The sequence below is a fragment of the Mycolicibacterium neoaurum genome, assembly GCF_036946495.1.
Taxonomy (GTDB): domain Bacteria; phylum Actinomycetota; class Actinomycetes; order Mycobacteriales; family Mycobacteriaceae; genus Mycobacterium; species Mycobacterium neoaurum_B.
Genome location: NZ_JAQIIX010000002.1, coordinates 2,043,840 through 2,060,247, shown reverse-complemented (window position 1 = coordinate 2,060,247; position 16,408 = coordinate 2,043,840). Strand labels below are relative to the sequence as shown.

At 66.4% G+C, this 16,408-nt stretch carries 13 protein-coding genes; 6 read left to right on the top strand and 7 right to left on the bottom strand.

Features of this window, described 5'->3' with window-relative positions; translation table 11 throughout:
• Positions 1–30: 30 nt before the first annotated feature.
• Entirely contained in the window at positions 31–1,137 is a 1,107-nt protein-coding gene (locus tag PGN27_RS15190) for an FAD-dependent oxidoreductase (RefSeq protein ID WP_335326858.1), read from the bottom strand.
• 107 nt (positions 1,138–1,244) lie between these two features.
• On the opposite strand from PGN27_RS15190, the gene PGN27_RS15185 reads away from it, so the two are divergent.
• The 3 genes from PGN27_RS15185 (at position 1,245) to PGN27_RS15175 (ending at position 4,790) form a co-directional block, all read left to right on the top strand.
• The gene (locus PGN27_RS15185; RefSeq protein WP_335326857.1) at positions 1,245–2,150 is read left to right on the top strand and encodes a fumarylacetoacetate hydrolase family protein; all 906 of its coding nucleotides are present in this window, start codon (positions 1,245–1,247) and stop codon (positions 2,148–2,150) included.
• 457 nt (positions 2,151–2,607) lie between these two features.
• Positions 2,608–3,048 (top strand): MarR family winged helix-turn-helix transcriptional regulator, encoded by a 441-nt coding sequence (locus PGN27_RS15180; protein WP_335326856.1) that lies wholly within the window; start codon positions 2,608–2,610, stop codon positions 3,046–3,048.
• 374 nt (positions 3,049–3,422) lie between these two features.
• A complete protein-coding gene (locus PGN27_RS15175) occupies positions 3,423–4,790 on the top strand; it encodes a hypothetical protein (RefSeq protein WP_335326855.1) in 1,368 nt (455 codons plus the stop codon).
• A gap of 287 nt (positions 4,791–5,077) precedes the next feature.
• Here the strand turns inward: PGN27_RS15175 and PGN27_RS15170 are convergent, their stop codons facing one another.
• Together PGN27_RS15170 and hrpA are read right to left on the bottom strand one after the other, a co-directional pair.
• On the bottom strand, positions 5,078–5,692 hold the full coding sequence (locus PGN27_RS15170; protein WP_335326854.1) for a hypothetical protein: 615 nt from the start codon (positions 5,690–5,692) through the stop codon (positions 5,078–5,080).
• Positions 5,693–5,918: 226 nt separating this feature from the next.
• Complete coding sequence (gene hrpA / locus PGN27_RS15165) at positions 5,919–9,812, bottom strand: ATP-dependent RNA helicase HrpA (protein WP_335326853.1); 3,894 nt, start codon at positions 9,810–9,812, stop codon at positions 5,919–5,921.
• 91 nt (positions 9,813–9,903) lie between these two features.
• Between hrpA and PGN27_RS15160 the strand changes: the two genes are divergently transcribed.
• Positions 9,904–10,353 carry a hypothetical protein gene (locus PGN27_RS15160; RefSeq protein ID WP_335326852.1) on the top strand — a complete coding sequence of 150 codons (450 nt, stop codon included), beginning with the start codon at positions 9,904–9,906 and terminating at the stop codon, positions 10,351–10,353.
• Here PGN27_RS15160 and PGN27_RS15155 read toward each other — a convergent pair.
• Positions 10,314–11,216 carry a mycobacterial-type methylenetetrahydrofolate reductase gene (locus PGN27_RS15155; RefSeq protein ID WP_335326851.1) on the bottom strand — a complete coding sequence of 301 codons (903 nt, stop codon included), beginning with the start codon at positions 11,214–11,216 and terminating at the stop codon, positions 10,314–10,316. The two genes, PGN27_RS15160 and PGN27_RS15155, sit on opposite strands and share 40 nt — an antisense overlap.
• A 47-nt stretch (positions 11,217–11,263) precedes the next feature.
• Between PGN27_RS15155 and PGN27_RS15150 the strand changes: the two genes are divergently transcribed.
• Complete coding sequence (locus PGN27_RS15150; RefSeq protein WP_335326850.1) at positions 11,264–12,022, top strand: alpha/beta hydrolase family protein; 759 nt, start codon at positions 11,264–11,266, stop codon at positions 12,020–12,022.
• Positions 12,023–12,037: 15 nt separating this feature from the next.
• Here PGN27_RS15150 and PGN27_RS15145 read toward each other — a convergent pair whose 3' ends face one another.
• Positions 12,038–13,378 (bottom strand): FAD-dependent oxidoreductase, encoded by a 1,341-nt coding sequence (locus tag PGN27_RS15145; protein WP_335326849.1) that lies wholly within the window; start codon positions 13,376–13,378, stop codon positions 12,038–12,040.
• A gap of 135 nt (positions 13,379–13,513) precedes the next feature.
• Here PGN27_RS15145 and ygiD point away from each other — a divergent pair, with 135 nt between their 5' ends.
• Positions 13,514–14,272: a 4,5-DOPA-extradiol-dioxygenase gene (gene ygiD, locus PGN27_RS15140; RefSeq protein WP_472850858.1), complete on the top strand. Its 759-nt coding sequence runs from the start codon at positions 13,514–13,516 to the stop codon at positions 14,270–14,272.
• On the opposite strand, the gene PGN27_RS15135 is transcribed toward ygiD, so the two are convergent.
• Both PGN27_RS15135 and PGN27_RS15130 read right to left on the bottom strand, forming a co-directional pair.
• The gene (locus PGN27_RS15135; protein ID WP_335326847.1) at positions 14,257–15,543 is read right to left on the bottom strand and encodes a GAF domain-containing protein; all 1,287 of its coding nucleotides are present in this window, start codon (positions 15,541–15,543) and stop codon (positions 14,257–14,259) included. The two genes, ygiD and PGN27_RS15135, sit on opposite strands and share 16 nt — an antisense overlap.
• A 43-nt stretch (positions 15,544–15,586) precedes the next feature.
• A complete protein-coding gene (locus PGN27_RS15130; protein WP_335326846.1) occupies positions 15,587–16,399 on the bottom strand; it encodes an acetoin reductase in 813 nt (270 codons plus the stop codon).
• Positions 16,400–16,408 lie beyond the last annotated feature (9 nt).

Genomic DNA, 16,408 nt, shown 5'->3' with positions numbered 1-16,408 from the left:
CGCCTAGGTCCAGGATCCGGCCCCAGCCGCTCACCGGTCGCGGACGCCGCCGTAGATGCCCCGCTTGACGATCCACGGCTGAAGCACGCGCTCGATCGACCAGGCCGGGAATCGGAACGCGCGCCCGGTCGGGGTGAAAACCTCAAGGCCGTCGGGTTGCGCGCCGAGCACCGAGCCCCACCGTCGCGTCGCCGGCCGGAACCGGCGCGGGGTACCGCGCCGGTCGAGCTGGACCCGGACATTGTGGGCGACCAGCCCGTCGGCACGGTTGCGCGCCGAGGACCGCAGCGGATCGCTGGCCGCGACATCACCGATGGCGAAGATCTCCGGGTGCCCGGGGACCTGGAGCTGATCGGTGACCTCAACGAAACCGGCCTCGTCGAGCACTTCGGCGGGTAGCCATCCGGTGTTCGGCCGCACCCGACCGATCGCCCACAGCACGGCATCGGCATGCACCTCCGGCTGGCCGGTACTGAATCGGACAGCCCCGCTGGTGATCTCGTCGCACTGGAAACCCTCTGGCACCACAGCGCGATGATGGGGATGCAGCGCGACGCCCGTGTCGAGCAGTCGGCGCTGTACCCGGCGCCACACCCGCTCGTGATGCTGGGGCAGCGCGCGGTCGCCGGGAAAGTAGAGCGCGACGCGTGCCCTGGGGAGTGCTGCGGCCAGGTTGGCCGCCGCGCTGACCGCGGCCGCACCCCCGCCGAGTACCGCGATGGTCGACGCCGCGGCGAACCGCGCATGGGCGGTGCGCAGCTCGGCATCGATCTGATCGTTGGACTGCCGTCGCGGCTGCCGCCAGAAGCCGTTGCGCACGCCGGTAGCGATGACCAGCGCGTCATAGGGCTCGATGATGGTCGCCGCACCGGTATCGACGGACACGGTGCGTGCGCCCAGGTCAACCCCTGTGAGGGTGCCGTGCACCGTGCGTACCGGGTCGAGCGCTCGGTATCGGTGGAAATCGATCCAATAGTGCCGAGCCCACTCCTCTGGACGGGCCAGGCGGATCCCCAGCTCCTGGCCACTGACCACACCGGGCTTCGACGAGACGCCGACGACGTCGAAATGCTTCGCCAGCTTGATCGCGGTCAGCACGCCCGCGTCGCCCAGACCGGCGACCACCACACGCCTCATAGCGCCATCTTGGCTGCCTGCGCCGCGTGTTGTCGTGATAAACCGCGGAGAGTTCGCGACAAATCGTCGGTCCGGGGCCGGGTGGCGTTTTTTGTAGGATCGCGGAGGTGAAACTGCGTCGCACCCGCACCCCGTCCGGCCTTCAGATCGAATTCCTTTCCTCCGAGGGTGACTGGCGGCCGGCGTCGAGCAGCGCCGCACTGGGCGGGCGGGTGTTCGACGCCGATTGGGAAGCCGAGCAGGCTGACCGGCACCTTCGGAACAGCCCACATCTGCTGCCGTTCCAGCCGCTGTCCTTCCGCGACTTCATGCTGTACGAACAGCACAACATCGATGCCGCCCGAGGTCTGATCCGCCGTTTCCATCCCGGTCTACACCGGGCCGCGGCGACATACGAGAAGGTCACCGGCCGCCCCGCTCCACAGCTTCGGCCCAAGCCGCTGTTCTATCGCCAGCCGATCTATTACATGGGCAATGCCCAGACCTTTGTTCCGACCGGCACGCCGGTCGGAACACCGAGTTACTCCGACGCGCTCGACTTCGAATTGGAGCTCGGGTTCGTCTTGTCAGCCCCGTTGCTCGACGCCACGCCCGCCGAAGCCGAACGGGCGATCGGTGCCTTTGTCGTCGTCAACGACTTCAGCGCGCGCGATGTCCAGCGCGCCGAGATGGACAGCGGATTCGGCCCCCAGAAGTCCAAGCATTTCCTGAGCTCGATGTCGGATACCGCCGTCACCGCCGATGAGGTACTGCCACGCATCGACGCGCTCACCGGATCGGTCGCCGTCAACGGTGCAACCGTCAGCATCGTCCGAAGCGCAGGCATGGCGCACGGGATCGGCGAAGTCCTGGCCCACGCGTCGCGCTCGGAACAGCTGCATGCCGGCGAACTGTTCGCCACCGGGACCCTGACCGGTGGCTCCGGCATGGAGACCGGCCACTGGTTGCGTCCCGGCGACACGCTGACGCTCACTCTCGACGGCATCGGCCGGATCGAGCATGTCATCACCTAGAACGCCCGCGGCATTGGCGCGCTCGAAGTCGATTCAAAGCCTTTCTCCAATTAGTTTTCTGCTCTTCGTTATATTCCGCGGTTAGGTAATCGGTGCGGACCAGGCGTTCCGCACCACGACACAACCGTCGGGCTTGCCGACGTGTGTGAGCAGCAACGTGCGTCAATCGAGCTGAACGCCAGCTGATCCCATCTGATGGCATCGAGATACGTTGTTGGCAAGGATATATCGACGATGGCTGGAGCAAAGCGGAAGCAAAGCGCCGATATTCGCCCCTCGAGGCACCGGTACATCGGTATAGTCACAATCCGTCACGATCGAAAACAAGGGCTCGGTCCACGGGATGTCCAGCGTGCGATCGACGTCCGTAAGAATGGAGCCAAGACCACACCGGGGGAGGTCTTTTCGTCCGATGGCAACGGAACTGACGCGGATCTCCGCGGACCTGAGGACGACCATGGAATCGCTCCTCGGGACCATCGACGACTTGGCACGCGAACTGGTTCGGGTGCTCGGGGTGAACCAGACGGATCGACGGGCCCTCGAACTCATCATCTTGGCCGGCGAGAAGTCCATGACCCCGGGAATACTGGCCGACAGGCTCGGCCTCACCGCGGCGGGCACCACGATCGTGCTCAACCGCCTGGAGAAGATGGGTTACGTCAGCCGGTCGCTGCATCCCACCGATCGGCGGCGGGTCATCGTGCTGGCCACCGACCTGGCAGCGCGCCGGATCTCCGAACTCCTCCACCCGCTACTCGACCGTGGCGGAAAGCTGCTGGCCAGCGATTACGACGCGCCGGAGATCGCCTTTGTCGTCGAGTTCCTCAATCGCACCATCGCACTCCAGCAAGAGCATCTGGAACATCTGCGCGAGTTGGAATCCTACCCACACTGACACGTCCGCACGGACACCACCGAGCTGACGCACGACCCGCGGCGTCCCCTCCCCCGTGCGCGGCACCCTCGGGGTGGCCATGATCGAGCACCGCACGGCGTCCCATTCTGGGCGACCAAAATGCAAACCGCGGGGCGGAATTTAGTGCAAATACTTGCTGTGCTTAATTAAGCAGATTTAGTTGTTTTTCGGTAAGTAACTGACACACGTAAAGAATTTGCCACTGAGCTATTATACCGGTTATCAACTGGCGTTTTCCTTCAGATTCATTTTGCTCATTGCAGTTAGCATTAGGGATATGTCCATTCCCTACTGGTCGCTGAGTTTCTCAGGTAACTTCCAGCTAACTAGCCCGACAATTACCAGGAGAATGCATGAGCGCGACCGTACAACCACGTTTGAAAATCGGCATTGCGGTGGCTGGTGCCGGCGCGATAGCGTTCGCCCCGGTCATTCAGCCGATGCCCGATATCGCGGAGCCACTGGCGCGTTCGGTGTCGACAGCGGCGGTGACGCTCAGCGCGACGACCAACCCGATCGAACAATGGTTGCAGATCATCAACACCGCGATCGCCAACGGCGGTGCGCTCGCCGAGGCCTACCTGGCCAATCCCGCACCCATCCTGCGCCAACTGATCGTGAACGGAATCGGCTATGGCGAGCAGACCTTCACCGCGCTGCAATCGACCGTGACCGCATTGATCGACAACCTGCGCTTCGACAATCCCAACGGCCTTCCGATGAACCTCAAGAACGCCTGGGATCAGATCCTGGCCGGTGACATCACCAATGGTCTGCCCGCGCTCTACGGAGCGGTGTCGGGATACCTGCTCTTCAGCGCCTTCCCGCTGATCAATCTGATGGAAATTCCCTCCACGATGGCGCAGAATTTCGCGAATGCCGTCGAGGCCGGGGTACAGGGCGCTCTTGGGCTGGTCTTCGGCGCTCTCGCCATCCCGCCGGCCATCGTCGAGGCCACCGCGGTCCAGTTCCAATCCGTCTTGAACGCCGTACAAACCGGCGACTGGCTGGGTGCGATCAACGACGCATTCGGTGTGCCGGGCGCGATGGTCGGCGCCTTCTTCAATGGCTTCGGCTTCAATGCGGGGTTACTGAGCCCCGACGGGTTGATCGACATGGCCCTCAGAGCCATGAACTCGATCGCCGAGGCGCTCGGTGCGGTACCGCCGGCGACGGCGATGGCCACGCCGCTGGCGGCAAGGGTCGCAGATCAAGGCCCCTCGGCATTGCCTGCGGACGAGTCGAGCGTGACCACGGTGGTCCTGCGCACCGAGGGCGCGGAGGGCGCCGAAAGTGCCCAAGGCTCCGCCGCCGTCGAACCCGGCGCCGAGCAACCTGCAATCGACGGCGCCACTCCCACCGAGCAGCTGGCAGCAGAACCGGAGGTCACCGAACCCGACCTGACCGAGCCGGAGATCACCGCACCCGACCTGACCGTGCCCGACCTGACCGAGTCCCTCTCGGCAGAGCCCACCGACACCGAGGCCGAGTCCGAGCGCGAATCCGGATACCAGGATCTACGGTCTCCGTCGACTGAGAGCACTGATGGCGACCTCGGCACCCGAAACGCCCGCAGCAGCAAGACGCCGGAGTCCGCCGACTCCGGTCAGCCGAGCAGCCGCGAAAACCGCTCGGAGAACGCCACTTCGGGCGCCGGCGGCAGCACCTCCGATGCCGGCGGTAGCACATCTGCAAGCGAGCCTTCCGGCGCCGCGGCATAACCACCGCGCCGTCACGACTCGTGGGCCCCGCTCTGGTGAGCGGGGCCCACATTCGTTTGTATACCGGGGCCAGGAATTCTCGCATCGAACCGGCGCCTGCGGGTCGACGCCGACGCATTATCGACTGACCCGGCCGGCACCCGGAACACCGGATCAATCGATCGGGAATCGAGGTCGGGAAATAGTGATGAGATGCGAATGGCGGAATGCCGATAACCCTCGGTGGGATTCGCCCCACCGAGGGCTATCGGACATTTTTCATGTCATGCGCGAGCGCGGCGATACGCTCAGGTGACGTTGGTGGTGGTGAGCGTCGGCGACGGATTCGGATAGCACGACGTCGCAACGTTGATACCGGGTGACACCCGGGTGGTCATGGTCATGCCGGGACTGGAGTAGCTCGTGCCGGCGTACTTGCTGGTGATCGTTCCGGGCGCATTGGCCGTGAGGTTGATGGTCACCGCGGGTGGCGTGAAGCTGCTGCCACCGCTGATCGGTCCGGGAACGGTGAGCACCACATCAGAGCCCACCAACGCCGCCGAGCCGGACACAGTTCCGCCAGATGTGCTGGTGGAGACGAATGTCGAGTTGGCCGGGACCGGGATGATCATCTTCAGATTGCTGATGTTCGTCACCGTGAAACCGGAGGCCGACGACGGAACGCTCGACGAGCCCGGAGTGAGGATGATGGTCACGGGAGAGCCCGCAGTAACCGAAGCCGGCGCGGTACCGTCGACCGAGGTGTTCATGCTGGAGGTCTGGGAAACACCGAGGACGGTGCCCTGGCAACTCCAGTTGACGCTGGTGGCCGCGTTCGCGACTCCGGCGAAACACATGGCCGCAGCGAGCGCCATCGGAGTCACCGCGCCGACGCGAAGCATCGTGGACGTATTCGATCGCATTACTTTCTCCCATGAGGTGAGGGTTACGGCGTGGCCGGAAAGCAACGCCGTGGCGGAACGAAGAAAAGATAACCCTCTGCATTTGAAATTCCGTGCACATATTCAACACGTTTTGATAGCAATATCCGTTTATTCTATTTAACTATTCGGTGCAAGAATTCGCATAAATGCAAATAGCACCAGGTGCGGCAATAGAACAACCCGACGCGCTACGCGGTAGTCACCGCTACCGGATCGCCCCGATGGCCTTGTAGATCCGCTGTTCGCTGACCGGCCGCGGCGTCCCCAGCTGTTGAGCCCACAGGCTCACCCGCAATTCCTCGATCTGCCAACCGATATCGATGACATCCTGGCCGGCAGCACGGGACGGGGACAGGCTGCACAGCAAGTCATCGTAGGCATCCTCGACGGCGTGCACCCGGTCCATCCGATCCCGGTCTGCCACCAGAGCATGCGGCAGCCGTTCCATCCGCCGGCCGATGGCCAGCAGGTAACGGGTGAGGTCAGCCAACTTGGTCACACCGGTCAGCGTCACGAAACCCTTGGGCAGCAGACGATCCAACTGTGCGCGGACATCGGTGACCGCATCGACCTGGGCTTGCACGGGCTTGTCGGGGATGGACACCTGCGCCTCGTGCGCGGCGGCCAGCACCTTCTCGACCCGTCGCGCGACATCCATCGTCGTGGTGGCCAGCGACTTCCCGACCCGCGCCGTCAGCGCCTCGAAATCTCTTCTTGTCCATACCAATTCGCGGGCGAATACGTCCACCGCGGCATCGGCGCAATCGTCGAGCAACGCGGCCAGCGGCCCGTCGGGGCTGGTATTCAGCGTCAATCGGGCGCGCATGTCCAGTCCACGCTCGACGGGCTTGACCGGCGAGGGCACAGACAGCCGCACCAGCCGGCGCAGACCTGGACGCATCACGGCGGCCTGCTCGGCCGCCAACGCAAAGACCTTCACATCCACGGCGGTTCCCGAGTCGACGAAGGCCGGGAACCCACGCACGGTGTGCCCGCCGCTGGCCTGCTCCACACTGCGCGGCAGCTCGTCGAGATCGGCAGGCCAACCGGTGAGGCCACTGCGCTCCCACGAGCCCGCGACCGCGCGGGCGACCGCCCGCTGAACCGGTGCGGCCAACCGATCCTGTAGCGCGGCAAGGTCTTTGCCGCGCGCCACCTCGGCACCGTCGGCGGCCTCCACGGCGAAGGTGACCCGCAGGTGGGCGGGCACTTTGGCCACGTCGAAGGCCTCCGCCGGCACCACGACGCCAGTACGCCTGCGCAGTTCCCTGGCGATCTCGGTCAACAGCGACCCGTTCTCGGGGTGCATATCGTCCAGGATCGCCCTGGCGGTGTCCGGCGCCGGAACGAAGTTGCGGCGCAGATCCTTGGGCAGCGACTTGATCAGCGCGGTCACCAGCTCCTCGCGCAATGCGGGCACCTGCCAGGCGAACCCGTCACCACCGATGCGGGTCAGCACTTCCACCGGGATGTGCACCGTCACACCGTCGTCCGCGGCGCCCGGCTCGAAGCGATAGGTCAGCGGAAGGGCCAGATCCTCGGTACGCCACGTGTCGGGATGCTCGTCGGACTGCTCGGTGCGCAGCAATTCGTCTCGGGTGAAGGTCAGCAGATCCGGTGTCTTGTGCCGCTGCTTCTTCCACCAGGCGTCGAAGTGCCTGGCCGAGACCGCCTCCGGCGGTATCCGGGCGTCGTAGAGGGCGAACAGTTCGTCATCGCCGATCAGCAGATCGCGGCGCCGCGCCCGTTCCTCGACCTCCTCGAGTTCGGCGCGTAGTCGGGCGTTGTCCCGGAAGAAGTGATGCCGGGTCTGCCAGTCACCTTCGACGAGGGCATGGCGGATGAACAGTTCCCGTGAGACTTCCGGGTCGATCCGGCCGTATCCGACGGACCGGCGCGGTACCAGCGGCAATCCGTACAGGGTGACGCGTTCGAAGGCCATCACCGCGCCACGGCGGGCGTCCCAGTGCGGTTCGCTGTAGGTGCGCGCCACCAGGTGCCCGGCGACCCGTTCGATCGAGTCGGGGTCGATACGGGCCGCCGTCCGACCGAAGAGCCTGCTGGTCTCGACCAGATCGGCGACGACGATCCAGCGCGGGGGCTTGCGGGTCAGTACCGAACCCGGCGCCAGCACGAACTTGGTGTTTCGGGCCCCCTGGTAGTCGCGACCATCACCTTCGCGTAATCCGATGTGGGACAACAACCCGGCGGTCAATGCGGCATGGATACGAGTCGGGTCGGCATCCTCGGATACCTCCCGGATGCCCAGATCGCCGGCGATGCTGCGCAGCTGTCCGGCCAGATCCTGCCATTCCCTGATCCGTAGGTAGTGCAGGAACTCCTCGCGACACATCCGGCGGAATGCGCTGCCGGACCGCTCCTTGCGCTGCTCCCGCAGATACCGCCACAGGTTCAGATAGGACACGAAATCCGAGTGTTCGTCGGCGAAGCGGGCGTGCTTCTGCCGCGCCGCCTCTTCCCGGTCCGCCGGGCGCTCACGCGGGTCCGGGATGGACAGCGCGGCGGCGATCACCAACACCTCGCGCACGCAGTTCTCGTCGTGCGCGGCAAGGATCATCCGGCCGATGCGCGGGTCCAGTGGCAACCTCGCCAGCCGCCGCCCTGTTTCGGTGAGTGCGCCCGAGGTGTCGAAGGCACCGAGTTCCTGCAACAGCTGCACGCCGTCACGGACGCTGCGTGCGTCCGGCGGGTCCAGGAACGGAAAGTCCTGCACATCACCGAGTTTGAGTGCCGACATCTGCAGGATCACCGCGGCCAGATTGGTGCGCAGGATCTCCGGATCGGTGTAGCGGGGCCGTGCTGCGTAATCGGCCTCCGAATACAGCCGGATGCACACGCCTGGCGCGGTGCGGCCCGACCGGCCCGCCCGCTGATCCGCCGAGGCCTGCGATATCGGTTCGATGGGCAGGCGCTGCACCTTGGTGCGCCGGCTGTAGCGCGAGATGCGGGCCGTTCCCGGGTCGACCACATACCGGATCCCGGGCACCGTCAGCGAGGTCTCGGCAACGTTGGTGGCCAGCACGATTCGTCGGCCAGAACGGCTGGGGGTGAACACCTTCTGCTGTTCGGCGGTAGGCAGCCGGGCATACAGCGGCAACACCTCGGTATTCGGCAGGTCCTTGAGTGAGTCGAAGGTGTCACGGATCTCGCGTTCCCCGGACAGGAACACCAGCACGTCGCCGGGGGGTTCGGACTCCAACTCGCGGACCGCATCGACGATGGCCTCACCGACGTCGCGCATCTCGGTGCGCACGATCTCGTGATCGGGATCGTCGGGATCGGCCGAGTCGTCTGCGTCCTCGTCGCGGCCGATCGGCACCTCCAGCGGCCGGTACCGGATCTCCACCGGGTAGGTCCGCCCCGACACCTCGACGATGGGGGCCGCCACCCCGTCGATCGCGAAGTGTTCCGCGAACCGTCCCGGCGCGATGGTGGCCGACGTGACGATGACCTTCAGATCCGGGCGGCGCGGCAGCAGCTCGCGCAGATAGCCGAGCAGGAAGTCGATGTTGAGGCTGCGCTCGTGGGCCTCGTCGAGGATCAGCGTGTCGTAGCGCAACAGCCGGCGGTCCCGCTGGATCTCGGCGAGCAGGATTCCGTCGGTCATCAACTTGATCAGCGTGGAGTCACTGGCCTGATCGGTGAACCGCACCGTGTAACCCACCGTGGACCCGAGCGGGGTGCCCAGTTCGTCGGCGATGCGTTGTGCGACCGTACGCGCGGCCAGCCGACGGGGCTGAGTGTGCCCGATGGTGCCGCGGATCCCGCGGCCGAGCTCCAGACAGATCTTGGGCAGCTGGGTCGTCTTGCCCGACCCGGTGGCCCCGGCCACCACCACCACCTGGTTCTCGCTGATCGCCTTCGCCAGCTCCTCGCGGCTGTCCGAGACGGGCAGATCCGGGTAGTTGATCTGCGGTACCGCGGACGCCCGGGTCGCCACCAGGGCCTCGGCCGCGGCGAACTGTTCGAGCAGCGACTCCGGTGGGTCGCCGCGCAGGCCCTTGAGCCGACGCCCCAACCGGGAGGCGTCGCGGTAGGTCAGACCGTCCAGACGGGCGTAGAGCTCACGGACGGACATTTACCCAAGGATAGGCGGTTGACCATCGCCGTCGTCCGGGTGCACGCTCGAGGTCGGCGACCACGGAAGTACGAGAGACCGGGAGGCCGACATGGCCGATTACTTCACCGCCCTGCTGAGCGATTGTCTCGGCGAGGACTACCCGCTGATCACCCGCTCCGAGTTCCCCGCCCTGCTGACCGACGATGTCCGGTTACACGTCCTGCAGAGCCGGGCAGCTGCTGCCGAATGGGCAGTGTCCGAGACGCACCGTCCGGTGCGCGTCGCCGCCGCCCACGTCATCGCGACCGGCCACGGGCTGCTGGTCGCGGCGACGCTGACCGCTCCGCACCACGACCCCTGGCATTACCTGGCGGTCCCACACAGTCTGTTCGACACCGTCGCCGACCGGGTGCACGATGACCCGCCGCCGGGATCGCCCGCCGCGGTGGACTGCCGGTTGAACCACGACCTGTCCTCGATGTGGCAGTTCGAGGCGGCGCTGCGGCGGATGCTCGACGACTATCCGGCGTTCGAGCTGGAACTCGCCGGCGACCAGTAGTCGAGCATCGCAGCGAAGGTCTCGAAGGCCGGCCGCGACGGACCGTAGGCCGCCTCGAAGTGCACGCTGAGCGGGAAGCCGAGCGCACCGACACCGTCGATGACCCGCTTGTACAGATCGAGCATCTCACGGCGTTTCTCGGCCGGATCCAGCCCGGCGATCCGGGTCACGAACTCCTGCTCGGCGGCCACGGCGGCGTTACCGGGGTCCTGGATCAGCCAGTTGATCAGGCCGACCTTGGACTCCAGCTGCGGCACGAAACCAAAGGACAGCAGGATCTCGGGGCGATGATCGGTGGTCGCGGCGAACTCGGTGAGGAAGCCCACGATGGCATCGGAGTACAGCAGCTGGGTCATGCCGTAGGTCGCGCCCTGGTCCAGCTTGAACGTGAACCGACCTTGCTCACCATCGCGGGTCGGGATGAGGATCACACCGCGATTGGGTACCAACGAAGCGAAGGTGGACAGCGCATCGGTGGGGGCGACGCCACCACCCTCACCGTCTTTGAGGGTGCGCGGCACACCGACGAACGCGATGCCGTCGAAGTTCGCCGCGTTCAGCTCGGTGAGCCGGCCGCGCAGCGCGCTCTCGTCGAGGAAGGACGTCACCTGGGTACACAGTCCACGCGCCTCGGGCAGTTCGGGCCGGATCAGCGACCAGTACTCGAGCACGTCCATCTTGGGTTTCATCTCGACGGGACGGTCGTCGTCCTCGTCGATCATGCCGGGAATCATGATGTGTCCGATGGACACACCCGACTCGGCCGAGAGCGCCCGCACCTTGGCCGCCTCGTCGACGGCGTACTGCGCACCCCGTTCCACGTTCGGTGGGACGAGTTCGAGTGCGATGGTGTGAAGCGGCACGACCGCCACCCTAAACGGCGCGGTGCCGACGTGATACACCTCCACCCATGGCGCAACGCTGCATCTTCCCCAGCGCGACGGGTCCGGAGCTGGCCGGGATCATCGACCTGCCCGAGGGGCCGGTGCGCGGTTGGGGGGTGTTCTCGCACGGGTTCACCCTCGGTAAGGACTCCCCGGCGGCGGCTCGGATCTGCAAACAACTGGCCGCCGACGGCATCGGCATGTTGCGGTTCGACGCTCTCGGGCTGGGCGGTTCGCGGGGCGACTGGGGCGACGGCTCGTTCACCGTCAAGGTGCACGATTTGATCGAGGCCTGTCGTTTCATGGCCGACCGGGGCACCCCTGCCGACCTGCTGGTGGGCCACTCCTGGGGTGGGGCCGCCGCCATCGCCGCGGCCCGGGACTGCCCCGGAGTGCGCGCCGTGGTGACCGTCGGCGCACCGTTCGATCCCACCCATGTCGAGCATCAGTACGACGCCTGCCTGGAGCAGGTGTTCGCCGAGGGCAGCGGGCAGTGGATGGTCGGCGGCAAGACCCTGACCCTCAAGCGGGCCTTCGTCGAGGACGTCCGGCGCGCCGATCTACGCGACAAGATCCGCGACCTGAAGCTGCCGCTGTTGATCCTGCACTCCCCGACCGACAACACCGTCGGCATCCAAAACGCCAGCGATATCTTCCAGACCGCCCGCCATCCGCGCAGCTTCGTCTCCCTTGAGGGCTCCGAGCACCTGTTGACCGGCCCCGGCCAGGCCAAGCGTGCCGGCCGGATCATCGGTGCCTGGGCGGACGCCTACCTCGGCGGCTGAGGCTACGGCGCGAGGTCAGCCGCGCCCCGCCGCGATCATGTCCTCGCGCGACACGACCTTGACGCGTTCGCGGCCCTGCTCGGCGCCCAGGGCGATCTCGTGGGCGTCGAGGCGTTCCCATTCGGCCCAGGTGGTGTAATCCACACCCCTGCCAGCCAAGACCTCGAGAATGGCCTCGGGGTCGGTGACGGCGGGCGGCGGGATGGCGGGAAGGTCGGCAAGCAAGCTGGAAACAGTCTCGGCCGCATCCGATTTCGTGTGCCCGATGAGTCCGATCGGTCCGCGCTTGATCCATCCGGTGACATAGGTGGCGGCGACCACCATCCAGTCGGCGTCGAGAACTCGGCCTGCATCGTTGGGAATCACCCCTGCGTGATGATCGAACGGCAGATCGGCCAGGTGCGAGGACAGGTAACCCACCGCACGGTAGACGGCCTGCACGGGCCAATCGGTGAATTCGCCGGTGCCACGGACAGTGCCGTCACCGATGAGTTCGGTGCGTTCGGTGCGCAGTCCCTCGACCCGCTCGGTGCCCAGTACCGCGACGGGAGACTGGCACAGATGGATGTGGATGCGGTGCGGAGCGCCGGTCGGTTCCCGGTCCATGTACTTCATCATGGTGTCGACGACGAGCTTGGTCGACTTACTCGAGTTGATGGCCTTCTGGCTCGCCTCGTCGATCTCGAAGCCCTCGGGGTGCACGATGACGTCGACGCTCGGCGAGTGCGAGAGTTCACGAAATTCCATGGGCGAGAACTTGATCTGGGCCGGGCCGCGCCGGGCAAAGACGTGGACATCGGTGGCTTGGTTGAGCGCGAGCCCGGCGTAGACGTTGCCGGGGATCTCCGTGCCGAGCTGTTCGTCGGCAGGTTTGGCCAGCAACCTGGCGATATCGAGGGCCACATTGCCCGCGCCGAGGACCGCGACCTCGCGGGCCTGCAGCGGCCAGTCCCGCGGCACGTCCGGATGCCCGTCGTACCAGGAGACGAAGTCCGCCGCGCCATGGCTGCCCGGCAGGTCGATACCGGGGATGTCCAGCGGTCGGTCGTGGCGGGCGCCGGTGGAGAAGATGACCGCGTCGTAGTGACTGCGCAGGTCCGCCAGCGAGAGGTCGGTGCCGTAGTGCACGTTGCCGATGAACCGGATCTCGTCACGAGAGAGCACGCGGCGCAGCGCCTTGATGATCTCCTTGATGCGCGGGTGGTCGGGAGCCACGCCGTAGCGGACCAGTCCGTACGGCGCGGGCAGCCGATCGAACAGATCGACCCGAGCATCTGGGTACTCGCTGGTCAGAATGTCGGAGGCGTAGATGCCTGCCGGGCCGGCTCCGATGACCGCCACACGGATCTTCCGCATCGGGACCTCACTTCCAATCGTAGGTAAGGTGACCCTAACTTGGTACGTGCGTACCGCAAGGCCTACCTCCGAGACCTCGGTCACACAGTCAGGGCGGGCCCGGCAGTCCGGCGGTAGCGTCGACTCATGAACGCCATGCCCGCCGCGTTCATCGGGCACGGCAGCCCGATGAACGCCGTCGATGACAACCCGTACACCGCCGCATGGCGGGCGTTCGGCCGGTCATCTCCCCGGCCGCGGGCCATCCTGGTCATCAGCGCGCACTGGTACATCAACGCCACGGCCGTCACCGCGATGTCCTGGCCCCGCACCATCCACGACTTCTACGGGTTCCCCCGTGAACTCTTCGATATCCGTTATCCCGCACCGGGTTTACCCGGGCTGGTCGATGAGATCGCCGAGATCGTCCAGCCCACCTGGGTGGGCGCCGACGAGGACAGCTGGGGTATCGATCACGGTGCCTGGTCGGTCCTGGTGCACGCCTTCCCCGAGGCGGACATCCCCGTGGTCCAGCTGTCCATCAATGCCGAACAACCGCTGGAGTACCACCTCAATCTCGGTGCACGGCTGGCCCCCTTGCGCGATGCGGGGGTCCTGGTGCTCGGCAGCGGCAACATCGTGCACAATCTGCGCCTGATGGACTCCGGCTTCGCCGACACCGGATTCGACTGGGCAGCCCGGTTCGATACCGCGGCGCGGGAGATACTCACCACCGATCCGGCCGAGGTACTGCGGCTACGTGACCATCCCGACTATCCGATCGCGGTCCCGACGCCCGATCACTTCATCCCGATGCTGTACTTCGCCGGTATCGCGGGCGCTCGGCCGGCCTCGGTGCTGGTGGACGGGTACAGCTACGGGTCGCTGTCGATGACGTCCTACGTCGCGGACTGACCCCTGGCTTGCCGCACCGCCGGGGCGCTCGAGGACGGCAACAACGTCGCGGGATCCGCCGGGCGATGCACGCGGACTTCGATCCCGGCACCGAACCGGTAAGGCTGCGCCTCGATGATGCCGACCAGTTGCTTTCGCAGACGCGACATCTCGGCCCTGACAGTCACCACTCGGCTCCGGTCACCGTAGAGGTCAGCCGCCAGCTCCGGAGCGGACCGCCCGGCCCGATGTGTGGCCAGCACCAGCAGGATCTCCGCATGCCGGGGCGAGATGTCCTGCCGCCACGACCCGGACGGCCCGGACAGTTCCAGCACCGGCTGCTGGCGCAGGTCCAGCGTCAGCTCAGCGGTGGCCGCCTCGTCACAGGTTTCGTCCGGGACGGGCCGCACCAACCATCCGCCCGAAAGCGGCTCCAACTCACACGCCCCCAACGCCGGTATCCATGTCCTGCCCGGTCCTGCTTTCTGCGGCAACATGATCCGGTTGTGCGGGGGCATCGAGTCGACCGCGGCCACCCACCCTTCCGGATCGACGGCCAACGCAGGCTCGCCCAGCCGGGCCAACATCGGGGCCGCCACCGCCCGCAGCCGGTCCAGCGTCCTGGCGTGCGCCTCCCGCAGTTGCGATTCGGCCAGCCGCGCCACCAGGTCCACCAGCGCGATCGTGGTGGGGTGCACCGTGGACGCCGGGCCGGACACGTCGACCGCACCGATCACATGCCCGGTGCGCGGGTCCCGGATCGGCGCACCCGCGCAGGTCCACGCGTGATGACTGCGCAGGAAATGCTCGGCTGAGAAGATCTGTACCGCGCGCCGTGACACCAGGGCGGTGCCGATGGCATTGGTGCCGACCGCCGACTCGCCCCAGTCGGCACCCTCCACGAAGCCCAACCGGTCGGCGTTGCCGAGCACTCGCGGTGTCCCGGACCGCCACAGGACCCGGCCGCGTGCATCGGCGACGACCAGGATGTTACTGCCGTCGGCGATCACCGATTCCAGCCCGCGGGTGATGTCTTCCAGCACCGTCAGCAGCCCCGAGGACTGCCGCAGCAGATCCAGTCCGCTACGGTCGATATCCGGTGGATCGTGACGCTCGGGGTCGATACCGCTGTCCAGCAATCGGTTCCAGGATTCGGCGATCACCGGCCGCGGTTTGGCGGGCGATCGCCCGCCTGCCATGGTGGCGTCGTAGACCTCGGAGAGCAGCATGGCGTAGCGACGCGGGTCGTCACCGACGGCGACCGCGGGCTCGGGGTTCGAGGCGCCTGCCACCCGTTCGATTGTGCTCCCCGTCACACGGGCTGTCACGCGCGGGTCACCGGTAGACCATGCCTCCATCGATCAGCCCGGCCTGCCCGGTCATGTAGTCCGCGCCGGGTCCGGCCAGGTAGGCGACGAATCCGGCGACGTCCTCCGGGGTTTCCGGCCGCCCGAGGGCGATGGTCGCCGAGAACTTCTCGAAGGTCTCCCCCTCCTTCGCGCCGGTCAGTTCGGCGAACCGCTTGTCGATCTCGACCCACATGTCGGTGCCGACCACCCCCGGGCAATACGCGTTGACGGTGATGCCGTCGGCCGCGTGCTCCTTGGCCGCAGCCTGGGTGAGCGCCCGCACCGCGAACTTCGTCGCACTGTAGGGGCCGAGCATCGCGAAACCCTCGTGCCCGGCGATCGACGAGGCGTTGATGATTCGGCTGATCTTGCCGCGCTCTTTGTTACCAAGCGCGATGAACTTGGCCACGGCAGCCTGGATGCCCCACAGCACACCGTCGACGTTGATGGCCCACAACCGCGAGAGCTGCTCCGGAGTCACCTCGGCGATCGACCCGACCAGCGCGATACCGGCGTTGTTGACCATGATGTCGAATCCACCGAGGGCCTCGGCGGCATGCTCGACGGCGGCGAACACCGCGTCACGATCGGACACGTCGGCGACGAAAGTGGTCACCTTGGAACCGAGTTCGACGATCTCATCGGCAACCTGGGCCAACGCGTCGGCGCTCACATCGACCAGTGCGATATCGGCGCCCTGGCCGGCCAGCTCGTGGGCGATACCGCGGCCGATGCCGCGACCTGCACCGGTCACCAGCGCCACCTTGCCCAGCAGCGGGGCGGGAATCGTGCGTGTCATATCTGTCCT

Excerpts from the sequence above, each read along its gene's own strand:
- PGN27_RS15190 (WP_335326858.1), bottom strand. The coding sequence starts at position 1,137 with ATGAGGCGTGTGGTGGTCGCCGGTCTGGGCGACGCGGGCGTGCTGACC.
- PGN27_RS15180 (WP_335326856.1), top strand. The coding sequence starts at position 2,608 with ATGGAATCGCTCCTCGGGACCATCGACGACTTGGCACGCGAACTGGTT.
- PGN27_RS15175 (WP_335326855.1), top strand. The coding sequence starts at position 3,423 with ATGAGCGCGACCGTACAACCACGTTTGAAAATCGGCATTGCGGTGGCT.
- PGN27_RS15170 (WP_335326854.1), bottom strand. The coding sequence starts at position 5,692 with ATGCGATCGAATACGTCCACGATGCTTCGCGTCGGCGCGGTGACTCCG.
- hrpA (WP_335326853.1), bottom strand. The coding sequence starts at position 9,812 with ATGTCCGTCCGTGAGCTCTACGCCCGTCTGGACGGTCTGACCTACCGC.
- PGN27_RS15160 (WP_335326852.1), top strand. The coding sequence starts at position 9,904 with ATGGCCGATTACTTCACCGCCCTGCTGAGCGATTGTCTCGGCGAGGAC.
- PGN27_RS15150 (WP_335326850.1), top strand. The coding sequence starts at position 11,264 with ATGGCGCAACGCTGCATCTTCCCCAGCGCGACGGGTCCGGAGCTGGCC.
- PGN27_RS15145 (WP_335326849.1), bottom strand. The coding sequence starts at position 13,378 with ATGCGGAAGATCCGTGTGGCGGTCATCGGAGCCGGCCCGGCAGGCATC.
- ygiD (WP_472850858.1), top strand. The coding sequence starts at position 13,514 with ATGCCCGCCGCGTTCATCGGGCACGGCAGCCCGATGAACGCCGTCGAT.
- PGN27_RS15130 (WP_335326846.1), bottom strand. The coding sequence starts at position 16,399 with ATGACACGCACGATTCCCGCCCCGCTGCTGGGCAAGGTGGCGCTGGTG.